General features: G+C 69.6%; 17 protein-coding genes and 1 pseudogene. 13 read left to right on the top strand and 5 right to left on the bottom strand.

Going from position 1 to position 21,408, the window contains the following annotated elements:
• Window positions 1-51: 51 nt before the first annotated feature.
• From ACQ7HM_RS08555 to groL, 3 genes are all read left to right on the top strand, one after another.
• On the top strand, window positions 52-1,620 hold the full coding sequence (locus ACQ7HM_RS08555; RefSeq protein ID WP_434215842.1) for an MFS transporter: 1,569 nt from the start codon (window positions 52-54) through the stop codon (window positions 1,618-1,620).
• 159 nt (window positions 1,621-1,779) lie between these two features.
• Window positions 1,780-2,079 (top strand): co-chaperone GroES, encoded by a 300-nt coding sequence (gene groES, locus ACQ7HM_RS08550; RefSeq protein ID WP_045822080.1) that lies wholly within the window; start codon window positions 1,780-1,782, stop codon window positions 2,077-2,079.
• A 174-nt stretch (window positions 2,080-2,253) separates the two neighbouring features.
• Window positions 2,254-3,873, top strand: coding sequence for a chaperonin GroEL (gene groL / locus ACQ7HM_RS08545; RefSeq protein WP_434215841.1), 1,620 nt, complete (start codon window positions 2,254-2,256; stop codon window positions 3,871-3,873).
• Window positions 3,874-3,967: 94 nt separating this feature from the next.
• Here groL and ACQ7HM_RS08540 read toward each other — a convergent pair whose 3' ends face one another.
• The gene (locus ACQ7HM_RS08540; RefSeq protein ID WP_434215840.1) at window positions 3,968-4,264 is read right to left on the bottom strand and encodes a WhiB family transcriptional regulator; all 297 of its coding nucleotides are present in this window, start codon (window positions 4,262-4,264) and stop codon (window positions 3,968-3,970) included.
• 435 nt (window positions 4,265-4,699) lie between these two features.
• On the opposite strand from ACQ7HM_RS08540, the gene ACQ7HM_RS08535 reads away from it, so the two are divergent.
• The 3 genes from ACQ7HM_RS08535 (at window position 4,700) to ACQ7HM_RS08525 (ending at window position 7,318) form a co-directional block, all read left to right on the top strand.
• On the top strand, window positions 4,700-5,620 hold the full coding sequence (locus ACQ7HM_RS08535; protein WP_434215839.1) for a hypothetical protein: 921 nt from the start codon (window positions 4,700-4,702) through the stop codon (window positions 5,618-5,620).
• Window positions 5,621-5,795: 175 nt separating this feature from the next.
• Entirely contained in the window at window positions 5,796-6,371 is a 576-nt protein-coding gene (locus ACQ7HM_RS08530) for a sigma-70 family RNA polymerase sigma factor (protein WP_045822082.1), read from the top strand.
• 71 nt (window positions 6,372-6,442) lie between these two features.
• Window positions 6,443-7,318, top strand: coding sequence for an anti-sigma-D factor RsdA (locus tag ACQ7HM_RS08525; RefSeq protein WP_434215838.1), 876 nt, complete (start codon window positions 6,443-6,445; stop codon window positions 7,316-7,318).
• Window positions 7,319-7,349: 31 nt separating this feature from the next.
• Here ACQ7HM_RS08525 and ACQ7HM_RS08520 read toward each other — a convergent pair whose 3' ends face one another.
• A complete protein-coding gene (locus ACQ7HM_RS08520) occupies window positions 7,350-7,736 on the bottom strand; it encodes a DUF5319 domain-containing protein (protein WP_434215837.1) in 387 nt (128 codons plus the stop codon).
• A gap of 246 nt (window positions 7,737-7,982) precedes the next feature.
• Here ACQ7HM_RS08520 and guaB point away from each other — a divergent pair, with 246 nt between their 5' ends.
• The 4 genes from guaB to guaA all read left to right on the top strand — a co-directional run bounded on the left by guaB (window position 7,983) and on the right by guaA (window position 14,313).
• Window positions 7,983-9,542 (top strand): IMP dehydrogenase, encoded by a 1,560-nt coding sequence (gene guaB / locus ACQ7HM_RS08515; RefSeq protein ID WP_434215836.1) that lies wholly within the window; start codon window positions 7,983-7,985, stop codon window positions 9,540-9,542.
• A 77-nt stretch (window positions 9,543-9,619) separates the two neighbouring features.
• Complete coding sequence (locus ACQ7HM_RS08510) at window positions 9,620-10,762, top strand: GuaB3 family IMP dehydrogenase-related protein (RefSeq protein WP_434215835.1); 1,143 nt, start codon at window positions 9,620-9,622, stop codon at window positions 10,760-10,762.
• Window positions 10,763-10,886: 124 nt separating this feature from the next.
• Complete coding sequence (locus ACQ7HM_RS08505) at window positions 10,887-12,695, top strand: FAD-dependent oxidoreductase (RefSeq protein WP_434215834.1); 1,809 nt, start codon at window positions 10,887-10,889, stop codon at window positions 12,693-12,695.
• A 10-nt stretch (window positions 12,696-12,705) separates the two neighbouring features.
• On the top strand, window positions 12,706-14,313 hold the full coding sequence (gene guaA / locus ACQ7HM_RS08500; RefSeq protein WP_434215833.1) for a glutamine-hydrolyzing GMP synthase: 1,608 nt from the start codon (window positions 12,706-12,708) through the stop codon (window positions 14,311-14,313).
• Between the two features lie 60 nt (window positions 14,314-14,373).
• On the opposite strand, the gene ACQ7HM_RS08495 is transcribed toward guaA, so the two are convergent.
• Together ACQ7HM_RS08495 and ACQ7HM_RS08490 are read right to left on the bottom strand one after the other, a co-directional pair.
• A complete protein-coding gene (locus ACQ7HM_RS08495; protein ID WP_434215832.1) occupies window positions 14,374-14,565 on the bottom strand; it encodes a hypothetical protein in 192 nt (63 codons plus the stop codon).
• A complete protein-coding gene (locus ACQ7HM_RS08490) occupies window positions 14,558-15,946 on the bottom strand; it encodes a PspC domain-containing protein (RefSeq protein ID WP_434215831.1) in 1,389 nt (462 codons plus the stop codon). Before ACQ7HM_RS08490 ends, ACQ7HM_RS08495 begins: the two co-directional genes overlap by 8 nt.
• A 130-nt stretch (window positions 15,947-16,076) precedes the next feature.
• Between ACQ7HM_RS08490 and ACQ7HM_RS08485 the strand changes: the two genes are divergently transcribed.
• The 3 genes and pseudogenes from ACQ7HM_RS08485 to ACQ7HM_RS08475 form a co-directional block, all read left to right on the top strand.
• The gene (locus tag ACQ7HM_RS08485; protein WP_434215830.1) at window positions 16,077-17,366 is read left to right on the top strand and encodes an ATP-binding protein; all 1,290 of its coding nucleotides are present in this window, start codon (window positions 16,077-16,079) and stop codon (window positions 17,364-17,366) included.
• Window positions 17,363-18,031 carry a response regulator gene (locus tag ACQ7HM_RS08480; RefSeq protein ID WP_434215829.1) on the top strand — a complete coding sequence of 223 codons (669 nt, stop codon included), beginning with the start codon at window positions 17,363-17,365 and terminating at the stop codon, window positions 18,029-18,031. The genes ACQ7HM_RS08485 and ACQ7HM_RS08480 overlap by 4 nt, the downstream gene beginning before the upstream one ends.
• A 349-nt stretch (window positions 18,032-18,380) precedes the next feature.
• Window positions 18,381-19,871 (top strand): annotated as a pseudogene (locus ACQ7HM_RS08475) (ABC transporter ATP-binding protein); the annotation flags it as partial.
• 164 nt (window positions 19,872-20,035) lie between these two features.
• Here ACQ7HM_RS08475 and ACQ7HM_RS08470 read toward each other — a convergent pair.
• Window positions 20,036-21,367 carry a serine/threonine-protein kinase gene (locus ACQ7HM_RS08470; RefSeq protein WP_434215828.1) on the bottom strand — a complete coding sequence of 444 codons (1,332 nt, stop codon included), beginning with the start codon at window positions 21,365-21,367 and terminating at the stop codon, window positions 20,036-20,038.
• Window positions 21,368-21,408: the final 41 nt, after the last annotated feature.

The raw sequence follows: 21,408 nt of genomic DNA, 5'->3' as shown, positions 1-21,408 counted from the left end.
TACCAGATGTCGTCGCATTATTTGCAGTCAGATTATTTGTAGACACATTCAATGCAATTGCATATGGTTCTCCGCATGACAGTTCACTCACCGGTCACACCAGCGGATGACCCGACCGACGTCGGGTCCCGAGCGAAGGGGGAAGCACAGGTAGGAGAGGCGGAACAGGGGAGCGGCTCCCACGGGGAGGTGACATCGGCGCGGGGGTGGGCGACGGCGACCTGGGTTCTGCTCGTCGTCCTGGCCGGCGCGCTGTTCCTCGACGGGCTCGACATCTCGATGGTGGGCGTGGCCCTGCCGTCGATGGGGGCCGACCTCGGCATGGACCAGTCGCACCTGCAGTGGATCGTCAGCGGATACGTGCTGGGCTATGGCGGCTTCCTGCTGCTGGGAGGACGTGCGAGTGACCTCTTCGGTCGCCGACAGGTCTTCCTCGCGGCGCTCGCCGTCTTCGGTGTCGCGTCGATCGTCAGCGCGGTCGTCGAACTGGACGCGGCGATCATCGCGTTGCGTTTCGTCAAGGGCGTGGCCGCGGCGTTCACCGTCCCGGCGGGTCTGTCGATCATCACGACGACCTTCGCCGAAGGGCCGGCCCGCAACCGTGCGCTGAGCATCTACACCGTGTGCGGCGCCAGTGGCTTCTCTCTGGGCCTGGTGTTCGGCGGACTGCTCACCGAGGTCTCGTGGCAGGCGACGCTGCTGTTCCCCGGACCCGTCGCGGCGCTGCTGTTCCTCGCCGGCGTCAAGGTCATCCCGCGGACCGCGCGCCCGGCGATCACCTGGTCACACCTCGACGTCGGTGGGGCCCTCACAAGCACCGGCGCCCTGCTGGTCCTCGTCTACGCCGTCGTCGCCGCACCGGAGGCGGGGTGGACCGCGCCGTCGACCATCGGACTCTTCGTCGCCGCGGCGGCCTTCGGTGTCGCCTTCGTGCTGATCGAGGCGCGGCACCGCAACCCGCTCCTGCGCCTGGGCATCCTGCGGTCGCTGACCCTGGTGCACGCCAACGTCTCCGCCGCGGTGATGTTCGGCAGCTACGTCGCCTTCCAGTTCCTCGTCACCCTCTATCTGCAGGACACGCTGGGCTGGTCGCCGATCGCGATGGCACTCGGGTTCCTGCCCGCCGGTCTCCTGGTCGTGGCCAGCGCACTGCGGATGGACCGTGTGCTCGACCGGGTCGGCACACCGATCCTGATCACGGTCGGGCTCACGGCGTTCGTCGGTGGCTACCTGTTGTTCCTGCGGGCGCAGCCGGGCATGGGGTACGTCGACTTCCTGCTGCCCACCATCGTCCTGCTGGGTATCGGCTTCGCGCTGTGCTTCCCGTCGGTGAACGCCCAGGCGACCACCGGGGTGTCCGACGACGAGCAGGGGCTGGCGTCGGGGTTGGTGAACACCAGCATCCAGGTCGGCGGCGCGGTGATGCTCGCGGTGGTGACGGCCATCGTGACCAGCGCCCAGTCCGGCGGGACGCAAGGTTCCGGGCTGCCCGCGGGCATGTCGTCGGCCATCGTGCTGATCTCGGTGTTGTCGGTGCTCGGGGTCGTCGGGAGCCTGGTCGTGATCGCTCTCCGGCGCCGACAGGCGGGTACCGCGCCGCTGGCACTCCCGGGTACTTGAGTGCTGGCACTCGCATGTATAGAGTGCCAGGTGGCACCGAGTGAGGTTTCGGCTCCCGCGACGACGGAACCGAGCAAGGCGCCGTAATCATCTGTCATCAGAAAACGGGTACGGACCTACGAATCCGACCCAGTACCCCGAAAGTGGAGGGCTCACATCGTGGCGAGCGTGAACATCAAGCCCCTCGAGGACAAGATCCTCGTCCAGGCCAACGAGGCCGAGACGACGACCGCCTCCGGTCTGGTCATCCCCGACACGGCCAAGGAGAAGCCCCAGGAGGGCACCGTCATCGCCGTGGGCGAGGGACGCGTGACCGAGCAGGGCAACCGTGTGCCGGTCGACGTCAAAGAGGGCGACACCGTCATCTACAGCAAGTACGGCGGCACCGAGATCAAGTACTCCGGCGAGGAGTACCTGATCCTCTCGGCACGTGACGTGCTGGCGGTCATCTCCAAGTAGTCGTCACCCCACCGACCGACGCCGCGTGATGCGGCTGCGGACCCGGTGACGGTCCCCGCCCCGGGCGCTCCCTCACGGGGGCGACCGGGGCGGGGCTGTCTGCTCACCTCCCGACATCCGCACCTCCACCACCTCTCCGGCACCACCCACCACCTCTCAGGAGTGCAGCCACACATGGCCAAAGACATCGAATTCAGCGACGCGGCGCGTCGTTCCCTCGAACGCGGCGTCGACAAGCTCGCCGACACGGTCAAGGTGACGTTGGGCCCCCGCGGTCGCCACGTCGTACTCGCCAAGGCCTTCGGCGGACCCACCGTCACCAACGACGGCGTGACCATCGCCCGCGAGATCGACCTCTCCGACCCCTTCGAGGACCTCGGCGCGCAGCTGGTGAAGTCGGTCGCGACGAAGACCAACGACGTCGCCGGCGACGGCACCACCACGGCCACCGTGCTCGCGCAGGCCATCATCAAGTCCGGACTGCGCAACGTCACCGCCGGCGCCAACCCCATCGCGCTCGGCTCGGGCATCTCGCAGGCCGCCGACGCGATCTCCGAGGCGCTGCTCGCCGCGGCCACCCCGGTCGAGGGCGCCACCGCGATCGCCCAGGTCGCCACGGTCTCCTCGCGTGACCCCGAGATCGGCGAGATGGTCGGCAAGGCCATGACCGAGGTCGGCGTCGACGGCGTCGTCACCGTCGAGGAGAGCTCGGGACTGATCACCGATCTCGAGGTCACCGAGGGTGTCCAGTTCGACAAGGGCTACCTCTCGCCGTACTTCGTGACCGATCCCGACAGCCAGGAGGCCGTTCTCGAGGACGCCCGCGTCCTGCTCTTCCGCGACAAGATCACCTCGCTGCCCGATTTCCTCCCGCTGCTGGAGAAGGTCGCCGAGGCCGGCAAGCCGCTGCTGATCATCGCCGAGGACATCGAGGGTGAGCCGCTGTCGACGCTGGTCGTGAATTCGATCCGCAAGACCATCCACGCCGTCGCGGTGAAGGCGCCGTTCTTCGGTGACCGCCGCAAGGCGTTCCTCGAGGACCTCGCGGTGGTCACCGACGGCACCGTGATCAGCTCCGACATCGGGCTGTCGCTGGCCGAGGCGGGTCTCGACCTGCTCGGCTCGGTGCGGCGCGTCGTCGTCACCAAGGACACGACGACGATCGTCGACGGCGCGGGTACGACCCAGGCCATCGCCGACCGGTCGGCACAGCTGCGCCGCGAGATCGAGGCGAGCGACTCCGACTGGGACCGCGAGAAGCTCGCCGAGCGTCTGGCGAAGCTCTCCGGGGGCGTCGCGGTGATCCGCGTCGGCGCGGCCACCGAGACCGCGCTCAAGGAGCGGAAGCACCGCGTGGAGGATGCGGTCGCCGCGGCCAAGGCCGCGGTCGAGGAGGGCATCATCCCCGGCGGTGGCTCGGCCATCGTCCAGGCATCGGCCGCCCTCGACGATCTCGAGGCGACCCTGTCCGGTGACGAGGCGCTCGGGGTCTCCGTGGTCCGCACGGCCGTCCGCGCCCCGCTGCACTGGATCGCCACCAACGCCGGTGTCGACGGCTCGGTGGTCACCGCCACCGTCGCCGCCGCGGAGAAGGGTCACGGGTTCAACGCCGCGACGCTCACCTACGGCGACCTGCTGGCCGAGGGCATCGTCGACCCGGTCAAGGTGACCCGGTCGGCCATCGTCAACGCCGCCTCGGTCGCGCGCATGGTGCTCACCACCGAGAGCGCGATCATCGAGAAGCAGGCCGGTTCCGACGATCACGCAGGCCACGGTCACGGACACAGCCACTGAGCGGTCCGCAGTGATCGGCTGATACAGGACGAACACGAAGGGCACCCGGGAGAACCCCGGGTGCCCTTCGTCGTGCGTGTCGTGTGTGGGGCGATCAGCCCGCCATGCGGCGGCCGACACCGCGCTTCATGAGGATGCCGCGCTCGCTCTCCGACAACCCGCCCCAGATCCCGTAGGGCTCGGCGACGGCGAGCGCGTGCTCACGGCACTGGGCGATCACGGGGCACTGGTGGCACAGTTCCTTCGCGCGACGCTCGCGGTGGGCCCGTGCCCGGCCGCGCTCACCGTCGGGATGGAAGAACATCGACGAGTCGACACCGCGGCACAGGCCTTTCATCTGCCAGTCCCAGATGTCTGCGTTCGGTCCGGGAAGGTGGTTTGGCTGAGGCAATGTGGAGCTCCTTGTACGTGCCAATTTCGGCGTGAACTGGTTGGGTGAAGCAGTTCTCCGGAGTCGAGTACGACGTTGTCCCCGCCCGACTCGCTCAACGTAGGCGACGGTCGGAAAACCAGTCAACAACCCCACATGGCTGAGCAAAACCCTTGGTGGGACACCAGATGTTAAGCAGATGTTGCGTCGTTGCCCGGTCGGATCGGAGGCCACATCGGGCGTCGCGGCCGGCCCGGAATCGGTACGAATCGCCACACCACAGGGCTGTTCGCGACGTGGGCGGCGGCAGTGTCGGCCGACGCACGGGAGTCCGAAGGTGTCCGATCACGTCCGGGTGGTTAACGTCGCGGACATCCACGGGTGACCTCCAGGTGACACCCGGGCCGGAATCGGTCGGTCACGAGCAGGTTAACTTTTCGCTAAATCGAGGTTCAGATGCCCGAGAGGGGGCCCACAGCTGTGATCGACGTCGCTTTCGGGGCCCATCCCGACGCCCCTGTCGACGACGCACGCGGGGCCGACGCCGTCGTGACCGGCCACGACAGATGGCTGCACGCGGTCGCGCTGGGCGCACGCGGTCACTACGCACGCGCCCTAACAGAACTGCAGCGGTTGCGCGCAGCGACACCGCCCGGGCCGCACTCGTCGGCGCTGCTCTCCCTCGTCGCCTCGACGCAGGCGTCGCACCTGCGCCAGTGCGGCCGTCACACCGACGCTCGTCGCCTCGACGGCGACGCCCTGGCGCTCGCGGTCGGGGCGCCGGCGGGACCCGCAGCGACCTCGGCGTGCGTCGACGCCCTCGTCGGTCTCGCCGCCGACCATCTCGGGCTCGGCGCCTTCGACGTCACGGAACGACTCCTCGACAGAGCAACCCGGCGATGGGAGGACGGTGCCTCCCCGGCGGGTCGCGACCTGGTCGATCGGCGCGAGGCCGGTGAGCACGCGCAGCTGTGGACATGGGTGCACGGGGACCGACTCGGGTTGCGCGTCGCCTGGGTACAGACCGAGCTGTACCTCTATCGGGGCGATCCCACCGGCGCCCGGCACAGTGCCGACTCCGCGGTCGGTGCGGCGCGGGGGTGCCCCTCGACCCGTCATGCGCTCAAGACCGATGTCATCGAGGCGGCGACGCGCGCGACGTGCGGGGACATCGGTGGCGCGGTCGAGCTGGCGTCGGCCTGTGTCGAGCGCGCCGACCGTCTGGGTCTCGACCCGTTGCGGTGGGCGGCGGCGGCGCTGCTGGTGGGCCTGTCGCCGCACCTGGACCAGCCCACTTCGCGGTGGGCGGTCGAGCAGGAGACACAGGCGCGTCGGACGGTGAACGCGCGCGGCGGGCGGCTGGAGCCCGCTCGGTAGGTACGGATGTGTCCGGTGGGATACCAGGACACCGATGTGCACGGCGACCGCTCGCTAAGCTGACTACCGAGTTGGCGCCGCACGGCGGCCCACCCCGCCGGCTCTCCTCGACCGCACGCCGGTCTGCCCGTCCACCCGAACTCCGACGCATGTAACGCAGGGACCTCACTCGACGATGATTCTCACAGGTGACGAGTTGGATCGCGCTGTCGCCGCCGCAGGGCGGGGCAGTCGGTCTGCTCTCTCCGATGTTCTCGAGAGTGTTCGACCCCTCGTCGTGCGGTACTGCAGGGCGAGGGTGGGGGCAGGCGAACGGCACACGCTGTCCGCCGACGATGTGGCGCAGGAGGTCTGTATGGCCGTGATGACCGCGCTGCCCAGGTATACCGACCAGGGGCGGCCGTTCATGGCCTTCGTGTACGGCATCGCCGCGCACAAGGTGGCGGACGCGCATCGTGGTGCCGCGCGGATCAAGTCCGATCCGTTCGAGACCATCCCCGAGACGATGGACGTCGACGACGGGCCCGAACAGGCAGCTCTGAACGCCGATGCGAGCAGGCGGATGGATCGCCTGCTGAGCCGGTTGCCGGAGAAGCAGCGCGAGATCCTCGTGTTGCGCCTGGTGGTGGGGTTGTCGGCCGAGGAGACCGCCGATGCGGTCGGGAGTACGCCCGGTGCGGTGCGTGTTGCACAGCACAGGGCCTTGAACAAGTTGAAGAACGAGATGACGAGAGCAGGTGAGGGACGATGAACGACGACGATCGCACGTCGCCCTTCGGTCCCGGTTCGTCCGGACGTGACCGCTCTGGTCGGTGGGAAACAGTGAACGCACACGGTGGACAAGCACACAACGGCACCGATGCGGTGACGGTGGACATGGAGGCCGTCCGCGCCGACGATCGCCTGCTCGACGCGCTGGCGCGTGATCAGATGCCCGGAGACTTCGGCGACGGGGCGGCCGATCAGCAGCTCGCCACGCTGCTGTCGGGGTGGCGGCACGAGATCGACGCCGCCCCCATGCCCGCGGGACCGACGCTCGACGAGATCGAGGCGGAGATCGCCCGAGGTGGCCGGATGGACTCGCGGAGGACGGCGATGCGCCGCCTGCGGGTCGTCGCCGGCGCGGCCTCGGTCGCCCTCGTGGCGTTCGGCGCGGTCACGGTGCTCGCTCAGAACTCCAATCCGGGCGACCCCCTGTGGGGTGTGAAGCAGGCGATGTTCGGCTCGGCGGCCAGCGCGACCGTGGCCTCGGCCGACGCGCAGTCGAATCTCGAGCAGGCCGAGCAGGCACTGTCGACGGGTGACAAGCGCCGGGCCGCGGAACTGTTGGTGCAGGCGCAGAAGAAGGTCGGCGACATGTCCGGCGACGACTCCCGCCAGCGGATGCAGGACTGGACGCAGCGTCTGGCCGAGCAGGTCGGACCGCTCCCGGACAACCCGCTGACGTCGATCACCTCGTTGCCGCCGGTGTCGGGGCTGCCGCCGATCCAGTTGCCCACCGACATCCTCACGTCGATCATCCCGACGTTGCCGACGTCCATCCCCGATCCGCGCACGCTGCTGCGTGCGCCGGTGCCCCCGACCACGACGCCGCAGACCCCGCCGACCACGACGCAGGCACCGGTCACGACGACCACGGTGCCGGCGGTGCCGAAGTCGACGGCGTCAGGTACGGCGAACGGTTCGACCGGGAACTGATTACCGCGGTCGCTCGAGGCCCGAGATCGGGTCAGTCGTCGTCGGTGTGCATCACCGCGTCGGCGTACCCGCGGCAGTAGTCCCACGTCACGTACGCCTCCGGCGACGGGTCGACGGCGGGCTCATGCGGACGGACGGTGCCCTCCACGAGGAGCTGCAGCAGGTTCGCGCGCAGCATGTCCCAGTCGTGGTAGTGGTCGAGCTGACAGTCGTCACACACGACGACCAGGCCGCGCACGCCACGTCGGGCCAGAAGGGCCTCGTACACCGCGAGATCGGCGAGATCTTCTTCGACCGCGAGCCGTTCCTCGGCGTCGAGGGGCTGCGCGGGCTCGATCGAATCCAGGGCGGCGCAGGGGTCGCTCGGATCGTCGGCGAAGGGATCCGGGGGCAGGCCCGGCGGCAGGTGGTCGCGCACACGGCCACCGTAGTCAGCGACACGTGTCGGGCGCCACCTCAGCACTCCCGGTGATCACAATTGCCGCCGACGGATCCTCGTCGCTGCGGTCCGCCCGGGGCTTATACGATGGGGCGACACGTCGGCACCCCACGGCAGCGTCGTCCACCCCGCGGACGTCGTGTGAGCGCCACCCACGCCGGGCCGAGATCGGCGCGGACGCGCGAATTCCGATTCCGACGACACCATCGAGAGGTTGATCTGACGATGACCCCACCCACCGACCACCAGGCCTCCCTCGACACCACGCCCAGCACACCCGCCGTCCGGACCGGTGGCGACGACCCCGGCAAGGTCGCGATGATGGGCCTCACCTTCGACGACGTGCTGCTGTTGCCGGCCGCGTCGGACGTGATCCCCAGTGAAGTCGACACCTCCTCGCAGGTAACCCGCAAGATCCGTCTCAAGGTGCCGCTCGTCAGCTCCGCCATGGACACCGTCACCGAGTCGCGGATGGCGATCGCCATGGCGCGCGCCGGGGGCATGGGCGTGCTGCACCGCAACTTGTCCATCGACGACCAGGCCGGTCAGGTCGAGACGGTCAAGCGTTCCGAGGCCGGCATGGTCACCGACCCGGTCACCTGCAGCCCGACGAACACCCTCGCCGAGGTCGACGCGATGTGTGCCCGGTTCCGCATCTCGGGCCTGCCCGTCACCGACGACGACGACAACCTGTTGGGCATCATCACCAACCGCGACATGCGGTTCGAGGTGGACCAGAACCGGCCGGTCTCCGAGGTCATGACGAAGGCGCCGCTGATCACGGCCCAGGAGGGTGTGTCGGCCGAGGCCGCGCTGGGTCTGCTGCGGCGTAACAAGCTCGAGAAGCTGCCCATCGTCGACGGCAACGGCAAGCTCACCGGTCTGATCACGGTCAAGGACTTCGTGAAGACCGAGCAGCACCCCGACGCCACGAAGGACTCCGACGGGCGCCTGCTCGTCGGTGCCGCCATCGGTACCGGCGATCAGCAGTGGGCCCGGGCGATGGCGCTCACCGACGCCGGGGCCGACGTGATCATCGTCGACACCGCGCACGCCCACAATCGACTCGTCCTGGACATGGTGGCCAAGCTCAAGGCCGAGGTCGGTCACCGCGTGCAGATCGTCGGCGGCAACGTCGCGACCCGCGAGGCCGCCCAGGCGTTGGTCGACGCGGGCGCCGACGCGGTGAAGGTCGGCGTCGGACCGGGATCCATCTGCACCACCCGGGTCGTGGCCGGTGTCGGCGCCCCGCAGATCACCGCGGTGATGGAGGCGGTGGCGGTGTGCAAGCGCGCCGGCGTCCCGGTGATCGCCGACGGTGGACTGCAGTTCTCCGGCGACATCGCCAAGGCGCTGGCCGCCGGCGCGTCGACGGTGATGCTCGGATCGTTGCTCGCCGGTACCGCCGAGGCGCCGGGTGAGCTGATCCTGGTCAACGGCAAGCAGTTCAAGAGCTACCGCGGCATGGGATCGCTCGGCGCGATGCAGGGCCGCGGCGAGAAGAAGTCGTTCTCCAAGGACCGCTACTTCCAGGACGACGTGCTCGCCGAGGAGAAGCTCGTCCCCGAGGGCATCGAGGGGCGGGTGCCGTTCCGTGGTCCGCTGACCCAGGTCATCCACCAGCTGCGCGGCGGTCTGCGCGCGGCGATGGGCTACACCGGTTCGGCGACCATCGAGCACCTGCAGGAGGCCCGCTTCGTGCAGATCACCGCGGCCGGGCTCAAGGAGAGCCACCCGCACGACATCACCATGACGGTCGAGGCACCGAACTACTATTCGCGCTGATCGCCCTCAGATGAGCGGGTGTCGCCGGTCCTCGGCGACACCGTCGTGGGCGCGGCCAACTACGGAAAGGTGCACCGGTGCGTGACCTGGTGGACATCGGCATGGGCAGAACGGCCCGGCAGACCTTCGAACTCGACGACATCAACATCGTGCCGTCGCGACGGACCCGCTCGTCGAGCGAGGTGTCGACGGCCTGGCAGCTCGACGCCTACCGCTTCGACACCCCGATCCTGACCCATCCGACCGATGCGTTGGTCTCGCCGGAGTCGGCGATCGCCCTCGGTCGGCTCGGGGCGCTCGGCGTCCTCAACGGCGAAGGCCTGTGGGCGCGACACCGGGACGTCGAGGCGAAGATCGCCGAGGTGATCGCCATCGCGGTCGAGGAGGTCGACCCGTCGGCGGCCATCCGTCGCCTCCAAGAACTGCACGCCGCCCCGCTCGACACCGGTCTGCTGGGCGAGAACGTCGCCCGCGTCCGCGAGGCCGGCGTCACGACCGCGGTGCGTGTGAGTCCGCAACACGCCCAAGAGATCACGCCGACGCTCATCGCCGCCGGGGTCGACCTGCTGGTCATCCATGGCACCATCATCTCCGCCGAGCACGTGTCGCACGACGGACGTGAACCGCTCAACCTCAAGACGTTCATCAGCGAGCTCGACATCCCCGTGGTCGCCGGCGGTGTCCACGACCACCGCACCGCGCTGCACCTCATGCGCACCGGCGCGGCGGGCGTCATCGTCGGGTACGGCTCGGCCGAGGGGTCGACCACCACCGGCGAGGTGCTGGGCATCGGCGTACCGATGGCGACGGCCATCGCCGACGCCGCGGCTGCGCGCCGCGAGTACCTGGACGAGACCGGTGGACGCTACGTGCACGTCATCGCCGACGGTGACATCCACACCTCGGGTCACCTCGCGAAGGCGATCGCGTGCGGCGCCGACGCCGCGATGCTGGGGACCCCGCTAGCCGCCGCAGCCGAGGCGCCCGGCCAGGGCTGGTTCTGGACGGCGGCGGCCGCACATCCGTCGCTTCCGCGTGGCGCCCTGCTGCAGGTGGCCCTCGGCGACGAGCGTCCGGGCCTCGACGAGGTGCTGCACGGCCCGTCGTCGGAGCCGTTCGGCCAGCTCAACGTCGTGGGTGGTCTGCGCCGGTCGATGGCCAAGGCCGGCTACTCCGATCTCAAGGAGTTCCAGAAGGTCGGTCTCACCGCGCATTCGTGACGCCGGTGCGGGCGGGCCGGACCCGCGCGGCATCTGACAACGAGTGTTGTACGATAGGACGCGCGTCACAACGGCCCGGCTCGTTTCCCGTGACGCGTCAACACGACTGTCGCGAGGTGACGCAATGCCCACACCCGGTACGCACGACTACGACGTCCTGATCATCGGATCGGGCTTCGGCGGCAGTGTGAGCGCGTTGCGCCTCGTCGAGAAGGGCTACCGCGTCGGCGTTATCGAGGCGGGGCGCCGCTTCGAGGACCCGGACTTCGCGAAGACCAGCTGGCGGCTCAACAAGTTCGTGTGGGCGCCGAAGCTGGGGCTGTTCGGCATCCAGCGGATCCACATGCTGCGCGACGTGATGGTGCTCGCGGGAGCAGGTGTGGGCGGCGGTTCGCTGAACTACGCCAACACCCTCTACAAGCCGCCGACACCGTTCTTCACCGATCCGCAGTGGGGCCACATCACCGACTGGGACGACGAACTCGAATCGCACTACGACCAGGCGCGCCGGATGCTGGGTGTGGTCACCAACCCCACGTTCACCAACTCCGACCGCGTCATGAAGGACCTCGCCGAGGAGATGGGCGTCGCCGACACCTTCGGACCCACCCCGGTCGGGGTGTTCTTCGGCGAGAAGACCGGTGGCGCAGGCGCACCCGGCGAGACGGTGCCCGACCCCTACTTCGGTGGCGCCGGCCCGGCCCGGACCGCCTGCACCGAGTGTGGGTCGTGCATGACCGGCTGCCGGGTCGGCGCGAAGAACACCCTGCTGAAGAACTACCTCGGTCTCGCCGAGCGCAACGGCGCGCAGATCCTCGACCGCACGACGGTCACCGGACTGCATCCCCACGCCGATGGTTCGTGGTCGGTCGACACCGAGCGCACCGGCACCTGGACCCGCCTCGGCGCGCGGCGGCGCACGCTGACCGCCGGTCAGGTCATCGTGGCCGCGGGCACCTACAACACCCAGAAGCTGCTCCACCTGGCCAAGGACGACGGCTCACTGCCGCAGCTGTCCGACGCCCTGGGCGAGCTGACCCGCACGAACTCCGAGTCGATCCTCGGCGCCATGCGCAGCAAGGTCGACCCGACCGACGACTTCTCCGAAGGTGTCGCGATCACGTCGTCGATCCACCCCGCATCCGACACCCACATCGAGCCGTGTCGATACGGCAAGGGATCCAACGCGATGGGTCTGCTGCAGACCATGCTCACCGACGGCGAGCCCGGGCGGAACCGCTTCCTCAAGTTCCTCGACGAGGTCCGCAAGAACCCGTTCGCCCTGCTGCAGCTGATCAACGTGCGCAACTGGTCGCAGCGCACGGTCATCCTGCTGGTGATGCAGAACAAGAACAACTCACTGAGCACCTTCGTCCAGCGATTCGGACCGTTCCGCTTCGTCAACAGCCGCCAGGGCCACGGCGAGCCCAACCCGACGTGGATTCCCAAGGGCAACGAGGCCGCGCAACGCGTCGCGGCGAAGCTCGGGGGACTGGCCGGCGGTACCTGGGGTGACGTGTTCAACATGCCCATGACCGCGCACTACCTCGGCGGATGCGTCATCTCCGACTCGCCGACGAACGGCGTCATCGACCCGTACCACCGCGTGTGGAACTACCCGACGCTGCACGTCACCGACGGCGCATCGATCAGCGCGAACCTCGGTGTCAACCCGTCGCTGTCGATCAGCGCACAGGCCGAACGTGCGATGTCGTTCTGGCCCAACAAGAACGAGGCCGACACGCGGCCGTCGCAGGCCCAGCCCTACCGGCGCATCGAGGCCGTCGCCCCGCAGACTCCCGTGGTCCCCGACAGCGCACCGGGCGCGCTGCGACTGCCCATCGTCGCCATCACCTCGGGCGGCACGGCGCCGCGCTCCGACGACGCGTTGCTGCCCACCGCGCAGGTCAGGCGCGACGGGGTCAGCGCCTAGACTGAGCGGCGTGACCGCACCCGAACACTCGAGCCCGGCCGCTTCGTCGCCCGTCGAATCAGCCGCACCCCGCCCCGTCCTCGTCGTCGATTTCGGTGCGCAGTACGCGCAGCTCATCGCCCGGCGGGTCCGCGAGGCGCGCGTCTACTCCGAGGTGATCGCCCACTCGGCGTCGATCGAGGAGATCAAGGCCAAGAACCCGGTGGCACTGGTCCTCTCGGGTGGCCCGGCCTCGGTGTACGCCGAGGACGCGCCCGGCCTCGACCCCGCGGTCCTCGACCTCGACATCCCCGTGTTCGGCATCTGCTACGGCTACCAGGCCATGGCCAACGAACTCGGCGGCGTCGTGGCCAACACCGGCGGACGCGAGTTCGGCCGCACCACCCTGTCGCTGTCGGGGGAGTCGGTGCTGCACGCCGGTCTGCCCGAGAGTCAACCGGTGTGGATGAGTCACAACGACGCCGTGCAGGAGCCCCCCGCCGGTTTCACCGTCACCGCGTCGACCCCCGGTGCACCGGTCGCGGCCTTCGAGAACCTCGAACGCCGGATGGCCGGGGTGCAATACCACCCCGAGGTCATGCACACCCCGCACGGCCAACAGGTGCTGACCCGCTTCCTCTACGAGGTCGCCGGCCTCGAACCGAGCTGGACCGCGGCCAACATCGCCGACGCCCTCGTCGAGCAGGTGCGCGCACAGGTCGGCGAGACCGGTCTCGCGCTGTGTGGTCTGTCCGGCGGTGTCGATTCCGCCGTCGCCGCGGCGCTGGTGCAGAAGGCGATCGGTGACCGGCTCACGTGTGTGTTCGTCGACCACGGTCTGCTGCGCGCAGGCGAACGCGAGCAGGTCCAGAAGGATTTCGTCGCCGCGACCGGTGCCCGCCTGATCACGGTCGACGCCGAGGAGACGTTCCTGCGCGAACTCTCCGGACACAGTGATCCGGAGACCAAGCGCAAGATCATCGGCCGCGAGTTCATCCGGTCGTTCGAGGGTGCGGTCTCCGACGTGATCGGCGATGCCGACTCGAGTGTCGATTTCCTGGTGCAGGGGACGTTGTATCCCGACGTCGTCGAATCCGGTGGCGGCAGCGGTACCGCGAACATCAAGAGCCACCACAACGTCGGCGGCCTACCCGAGGACCTCGAGTTCTCTCTGGTGGAGCCGCTGCGTCTGCTGTTCAAGGACGAGGTGCGGGCGGTCGGCCGCGAACTCGGCCTGCCCGAGGAGATCGTTGCGCGCCAACCGTTCCCGGGTCCCGGTCTGGCGATCCGCATCGTCGGCGAGGTCACCGCAGAACGTCTCGACATCCTGCGTGCCGCCGACCTCATCGCCCGCGAGGAACTCACCGCCGCCGGTCTCGACGACACCATCTGGCAGTGCCCGGTGGTACTGCTCGCCGACGTCCGCAGCGTCGGGGTGCAGGGCGACGGCCGCACCTACGGACACCCCATCGTGCTCCGCCCTGTGTCGAGCGAGGACGCGATGACCGCCGACTGGACCCGCGTGCCCTACGAGACCCTCGAACTCATCTCCACCCGCATCACCAACGAGGTCGCCGAGGTCAACCGCGTCGTCCTCGACGTCACCAGCAAGCCCCCGGGCACGATCGAATGGGAATGACGGCTCCGCCGTCGCGAATGGGAATGACGGCTCCGCCGTCGCGAAGGGGACTGACAGCGCTCAGCGACGGCGACTGATCCCGCCGGCGACGATCAGCGCCACCCCGAGGATCACGGCCACCCCGACCGCGGCCCATCGCAGGACAGCGGTGTCGGTGACCTCCGGCGATCCGGCGAGTCCCCAGAGGGCGATCGCCAGACCGGCGACCCCGACGAGTGCCTGGGCGGGCCGTAGGCCCCGTTCGTCATCCACGATCCACCGTCACCTGTCCGAGGACGTTCGAGATGTCCACGCGCAGAACCGGACCCGCGGTACCGTCGTCCCCACCGTCGATGCCGCTCGGGCACGTCTGGTCACCCACGATCACCCGGCACCGGGTGTCGAGGTTCATCCCCTTTGGAGCGATGACCCGGATCTCGCCGACACCGCCGCGTACCCGCACCGACCGGTCGGCGGTGAGCGTCACCGATCGCAGGTCGAGTGTCGCCTGCCCCACCGAGTGGTCGTATTGCGCGGCGATGTCGGCCTCGGTCAGCGGTCGCCATTCACGTTGTCCCACGCCGCCTCCGGGCAGCAGATCGCTGCCCGACAGCAGTGACCCGCCGACCACGCCGACCGCGAGGATCACCGCCACCCCGACGAGGCCCGAACCGCGCCGCGACACCATCCCGACGAGCAGACCGACACACACGACGGCCAGCGACAGGGCCATGATTCGGACCGGTGTGAGGACGGAGACGCCGGCGAATGCCGCGGTCGTCGCTGCGGCCGCGACCACCAGGGCGACACCCAGGGTGATCGGGGTGAGAGCCGAGCGGGGCCTCCGTGTGGCAGGCGGATGGATCGGGGCGGGATCGGAGGGCTCGGGCAGATCCCAGGCGAACGGGGCGACACCCAGGGGATCCCACGCCGGTGGTGTGCGCGGCATCTCGGTTGTCGGCCCGGTGTCGGAGTCCGTGTCGGCGGTCGCCGAGCGGTCCTTCATCAGGTCGACAGGTGCTGCGGCCGTGGCGCCGTCGGCGGCCGGCTCGGTCCAGGCGCGGGGAGTCCAGCGGGTGAAGGTCTCGGTGGCCGCCAGGGTGGCCGCGCCGACGGTGTCGGCGGAGGTGCCGGCCACGGGATCGGGGCACCGTTGATACAGCAGCCACCACGCGAGGAGCATCAGCGCTGCTCCGAGGAGGCCACCCGATCCCCAGGCCACGTTCGGGCCGAACGAGGTGACGGCGACGACCAGGATCACCAGCACCACGACCGGCGGCGACAGGTGCGGCCCCCGCCCGTCGAGTCCGTGAACGTGCCGCCGGCGCCCGCGACGACCACGCGCGGCCCGGAACCGGTCGCGCCGATCGCGTCGCGACACGCCGTCGGAGACGCCGTCGGACGGGAAGGTGACCCACGCGGCGATGTAGAGCACGATGCCGCTGCCACCGAACAACGTGGCGACGACGAACGCGACCTTCACGAGCGTCGGATCGATGCGGTATCGCTGTGCGACACCGCCGCACACACCGGCGACGGTGCGGTCGCCGCCGGTGCGGACGGGCCGCGTGTCCCACATCCGGTGCAGCGTCTCGGAATTGATCGCGCCGGGATTCGGCGTGCCCGGGTTCCGGTTCGGTGTCTCCGTGTCCATGCCGACCATCCTGGTGCGCCGACGGGTCGCGCACCATCGGTGTTCACCCTGAATTGGCGCGTCGATTCCGAGCGCCCGGTCAGGGTCGTCCCTGATGTGCGGTGCGGGGTGTGCGTGTCACCATCTAGGCGTGAACGGGCAGGACGAGCGGCGCGCGCACGACGCCGCGGTGCGCGCGGGGGTACCCGGCCGTGTCCTGCGTCGCGACGGCGGCCGGATCATCGGTGGCGTCGCCGGCGGTGTCGCCGACCACCTCGGCGTCGACGTGGTGGTCGTGCGGATCGTCTTCGTGGTGCTCAGCGCCCTCGCCGGCGCCGGGGTGTGCGCGTACGGCCTGCTGTGGTTCTTCTGCCCGCCGGGTACCGACACGCGACCACCGTCGCGCGGCGAACGTGCCCAGGCCTACGGTCTGGCGCTCGTCGGTCTCGCCGCGGTGGTGGTCGTCGGCTTCGCGGCATCGGGGACGCCGGCGGAGTACCTGGTGCCGCTGGTGGTGGTCGCGGTCGGCGCGAGCCTGGTGTGGCGGGAGTTCGACACCGGCCACGGCGGTACCCGTAGCCGGGTGATGACCTGGACCCGCGTCGCCGGCGGAGGCGTCCTGGTGATTGGTGGACTCGTCGTCGCGGTCCTCGCCACCGACCGGTCGTTCGGCGGTCTCGGGACCACCCTGCTGGCCGTGGTCGCGACCCTGCTCGGCGTGGTGCTGCTGACCGTCCCGCTGTGGATGCGGATGCTGCGCACCGTGAACGCCGAACGCGCCGCGCGGATCCGCGCCGCCGAGCGCGACGAGATCGCCACCCACCTCCACGATTCGGTGCTGCAGACACTCGCGTTGATCCAGAAGCAGGCCCATCGCCCCGAGGAGGTCACCCGACTCGCGCGCGGACAGGAACGCGAACTGCGGCGATGGTTGTTCGGCGAGACCGACCGTGCAGGCAGTTCACTCGCCGCGGCGGTGAAGCTGATGGCCGGCGACGTGGAGGACGCGTACGGCATCGAGGTCGACGTGGTGACCGTCGGCGATCTCACCTGGCCGCACGGATCGCCCCGGGCCGACCTCCCCGACACGAGGCGGTGGGCTGCGCTCGTCGCGGCGATCCGCGAGGCGTTGATCAACGCCGCCAAGCACTCCGGCGAGCACAAGGTCGACGTGTTCGCCGAGGTCACCGCAGACGGGGTCGAGGCCTACGTGCGCGACCGCGGACGGGGCTTCGACCCCGACGCTGTGCCCGCCGACCGCCAGGGGCTGGCGAAGTCGATCCGTGGACGCGTCGAACGGCATGGCGGTTCGGTGGTCGTGAAGACCGCGACGGGTCGAGGCACCGAGGTCGTCATGTCGATGCCCTGCGACCATCACGCATCACAGGCGGCGACCGACGGGGCACACACCGTGTCCTCCGAGAGCGGGGAGAACCGATGACCGACGTCGCGACGTGCCGGGTGTTCCTGGTCGACGACCACGCCGTGTTCCGATCCGGTGTTCGCGCCGAACTCGCGTCGGCGAGTGGCATCACCATCGTCGGCGAGGCGGGGACGGTGGGAGACGCGGTGGCCGGGATCGTCGAGGCCACACCGGATGTCGTTCTGCTCGACGTCCACATGCCCGACGGGGGAGGGGTCGCCGTCGTCCGCGGTGTCGCCGACTCGCGTATCGCGCAACCGCCGGTGTTCCTGGCGCTGAGCGTGTCCGACGCCGCCGAGGACGTCATCGCGACCATCCGCGCCGGTGCACGGGGCTACGTCACCAAGACCATCGCGGGCACCGAACTCGCCGACGCGGTGCGCCGTGTCGCCGACGGTGACGCGGTGTTCAGTCCGCGACTGGCCGGGTTCGTCCTCGACTCGTTCACCGGGCGCTCGCCGATGCCCGAACCGCACCTCGATCCCGAGCTGGACTCCCTCACCCCACGGGAACTCGAGGTGCTGCGCCTGCTGGCCCGCGGGTACACCTATCGCGAGATCGCCGAGGACCTCTTCATCTCGGTCAAGACGGTGGAGACCCATGCCTCCAACGTGTTGCGCAAGACCCAGCAGTCCAACCGCAACGCGTTGACGCGATGGGCGGCGAACCGCCACATCCGTTGACACGGAACCGACGTGGTGTGACGGCAGGCACGTAGCGACCCCACAGCAATCGTCGCGGTGACCGCACAGATCCGGTTCCTACCTTCACGGGTGTCGGAAAGAGATGCCGACACGAGAGAAGGAGTCCGACATGGCATTCGCACAGCAGAACCCCACCCGCAACCGCACCGCCCCGAAGCGTCGTCAGCGCACGTGGGATCCGCGAACCCGTCGGTGGACCTGGATCTGGCGCTGACCCGGTCCCTCGCACGCCGGTGTCACACCGTTCTCTGGGGCCCGCGATCATCGCGGGCCCCAGAGCTGTTGTGCGCCCGGATCACAACCGTCACCTCGACAACCGGAGAACCCCATGACCTTCACCGCCGCCCTACGCCGTTTCGGGCCCCTGTTGCGTCCCGATCGCGCCACGATCGGACTGGCCGCACTCCTCCTGTCGGTGGCCGCCGCGTGCGAGATCGCCGCGGTGTTCTTCCTCTCCGACCTGATCGACTCCGCGCTGAGCGCGGAGTCCACCGCCGACTTCGTCGAGTCGGCCGTCATCTGGTTGATCGTCACCGCTGTCGCCGCCGCAGCCGGCTATGTCGGTCTGCTCACCGCGGTGGGCACATCGGAACGCTTCGTGTTGGCACTGCGCACGAAGCTCTATGCGCACGTGCAACGGCTGAGTCCCCGCACACATCGCCGCATCGGGATCGGTGATCTCGTCGCCCGCCACACCGGCGACATCGAGGCCGTCGAGCACATGACCGCGTCGGGGCTGTTGCAACTCGCGATCGGGTTCGCCCATGTCGTGGGCCTGTTGGTGGTCGCGATCGTCGTGAGCTGGCAGGTGTCGACCGTCGCCGTGGTGGCCATCGCTGTCCTGGCGGCGTCGTCGGCGCTGTTCGGTCGCTCCCAGACCGCGGCCACGCGCGCCGAACGGGTCGCCACCGCCGACATCGGTGTCGCGGTCCACGAGAGCCTCGCCGGCCTCGAGACGACCGTCGCCTACAACCAGCAAGACCGCGAGCAGCACGTCCTGTCCCGTCACGGTCGGTCGTGGCTGGCGGCCCGGATGTCGCAGACCTGCGTGGAGGCGGGCTTCGGTGCCGTCATGAACGTCGGCCAGGTGCTCACGATGTTGGCCGTCGCCGTCGTCGGTGCCTGCCAGATCCGTGCTGGCGCACTGAGTGTCGGTGGTCTCGTCGCTCTCACCGGCTACCTCGGGTACCTCTATCCGAAGGTCCAGGAGATCGCCGAGATCCGCCTCGCGATCGCCTCGTCGGTGGTCAGTGCCGACCGCGTCGCCGAGATCCTCGACATGCCGCCGTCGACCGTCGACGAACCCACCGCCCACGCGCTGCCCACCGTCCGTCCGCGCCTGGAGCTGTCGGGCGTCGCCTTCGGCTTCGATCGGCCGCTGCTCACCGACGCGACGCTGTCGGTGCGTCCCGGAGCGATCGTCGCGCTCGTCGGGGCCAGCGGATCCGGGAAATCCACTCTGGCGGCGCTGATCACGCGCCTCGAACGCCCCCATGGCGGGACGATCCGAGTCGACGGGAACGACATCGGCTATGCCACAGCGGAATCAGTGCGGAACACGATCACGTTGCTGCCCCAGCAGGTGGTGATCCGCACCGGCACCATCGCCGACAACATCGCCTTAGGGCGACCGGATGCGACCCCCGAGCAGATCGCCGACGCCGCGCGCGCGGCCGACGCCCACGGGTTCATCTCGGCCCTGCCGCAGGCCTATCGGACGGTGGTGACCGACGGCGGTCTGTCGTTGTCCGGTGGTCAACGCCAGCGGATCGCCATGGCTCGCGCCCTCATCCGCGACACACCGATCCTCGTCCTCGACGAGCCGACGACCGGTCTCGACGCCGAGTCGGTGCACAGGGTCATCGCGCCGATCCGGCGACAGGCGGCCGAACGGGCCACCCTCATCATCACCCACGACCGTCGCCTCGCGGCGATGGCCGACGAGGTGATCGAGCTGCGCGACGGGGTCACGCGACGCATCGATCAGAACGCGACGACGACGATGGCGAGCAACACCACGAGGAGAACCACCACGGCCACGCCGATCAGGGCGGGTGAGATCGGGCTGACCGGATCGGGAGTCGGCGGCGAGGGCGCCACCGGTGGTTGGGGTGCGATCGGCGGCTGGGATGCGACCGGTGTCGGGGGTGCCGCCGTTGGCGGGGGCGTCGCCGGTGGAGGTGTGGTCGCCGGTGGTGCGGGGGAGATGGTCGCGCCGGTGATCTCACTGCGGGGACGGGTCGGTGCACCGGTGGGCTGACCGGTCGGACGCGGACCCGTCGATGAGGGTGCATGCGACGTCGTCGGGTGTACGCGTGCCGCGGGCAGTCCCGTCTCGGTGCGGGGGGCGCTGCGCGAACTGCGTGTCGTCGACCGCCCACCCAGTCCCCAGATCGGGATCGCGCTGTCGGTGCGGGGCAGTGGTGAGGCGAGCACCGCCGCCGGGTTGCCACCGCGCCCGGCGGCGACCGCGGCGAGCAAGTCGCGGGCGCGCGCCATCGTGGGACGGTTGCCGGGGCTCGGCTCGAGCATCGCCAGCAGCGCCGGGGTCAGATCGCCCGCACGCACAGGCGGATTGATCTCACCGCGCGCGACACGGTGCAGCAGTTTCAGGGAGTCCTCATCGACCCCGAACGGCGGTTCGCCCTCCACCATGGTGAAGACGGTGGCACCCAACGAGTACACGTCGGAGGCCTCGGTGGGCTCCGCCCCGCGGGCCACCTCCGGCGCGAAATAGGCCGGGGTGCCGGTGATCACGCCGGTGTCGGGTCCGGCCGCCTCGTCCTTGGCGCGGGAGATGCCGAAGTCGGAGATCTTCACCGTCCCGGCGTCCCGGCCGGTGTTGGCGATCAGGATGTTGCCGGGCTTGATGTCCCGGTGGACGATGCCGTCGCGGTGTGCGGTCGCCATCGCCGAGGCAACCTGCGCCCCGATCTGCGACGCGTGCTGGATCGACAGGGTGCCGGTGGTGTGCAGGATCTGCGCGACGCTGCGCGAGGGGATGTACTCCATCACCAGCCAGGGCTCGCCGCCGTCGACGGCGATGTCGTGCATGGCGATCGCGTTGCGGTGGGCGAGGCGTGCGGCCATCCGCCCCTCGCGCAGGGCGCGGGTGCGGACGTCGTCGGCGGACTCCTCGGTGAGGCCCTCGGTCGACACCACCTGCTTGACGGCGACCTCGCGGTCGAGGAGCTGATCACGCGCCAGCCACACCGCGCCCATGCCGCCGCCACCCAGCTTCGACCGCAGTCGGTATCGGCCGGCGACGAGAGAGCCGGGACCCCGGATCTCCCGGGGTGTACGTGGAGCGGTCACGAGAATTGAGGTTAGTGGACGAACTGTGTGCCCGTGCGGAT

Source organism: Williamsia sp. MIQD14, from assembly GCF_051025635.1.
Taxonomy (GTDB): domain Bacteria; phylum Actinomycetota; class Actinomycetes; order Mycobacteriales; family Mycobacteriaceae; genus Williamsia_A.
Note: the sequence above shows the minus strand (reverse complement) of the source record. Positions and strands in the feature narration are given on the sequence as shown.

What these genes read in the sequence shown, in the direction of transcription:
- ACQ7HM_RS08555 (WP_434215842.1), top strand. Translation starts at nt 52, where the DNA reads ATGCAATTGCATATGGTTCTCCGCATGACAGTTCACTCACCGGTCACA.
- groL (WP_434215841.1), top strand. Translation starts at nt 2,254, where the DNA reads ATGGCCAAAGACATCGAATTCAGCGACGCGGCGCGTCGTTCCCTCGAA.
- ACQ7HM_RS08535 (WP_434215839.1), top strand. Translation starts at nt 4,700, where the DNA reads ATGCCCGAGAGGGGGCCCACAGCTGTGATCGACGTCGCTTTCGGGGCC.
- ACQ7HM_RS08530 (WP_045822082.1), top strand. Translation starts at nt 5,796, where the DNA reads ATGATTCTCACAGGTGACGAGTTGGATCGCGCTGTCGCCGCCGCAGGG.
- guaB (WP_434215836.1), top strand. Translation starts at nt 7,983, where the DNA reads ATGACCCCACCCACCGACCACCAGGCCTCCCTCGACACCACGCCCAGC.
- ACQ7HM_RS08505 (WP_434215834.1), top strand. Translation starts at nt 10,887, where the DNA reads ATGCCCACACCCGGTACGCACGACTACGACGTCCTGATCATCGGATCG.
- ACQ7HM_RS08490 (WP_434215831.1), bottom strand. Translation starts at nt 15,946, where the DNA reads ATGGACACGGAGACACCGAACCGGAACCCGGGCACGCCGAATCCCGGC.
- ACQ7HM_RS08480 (WP_434215829.1), top strand. Translation starts at nt 17,363, where the DNA reads ATGACCGACGTCGCGACGTGCCGGGTGTTCCTGGTCGACGACCACGCC.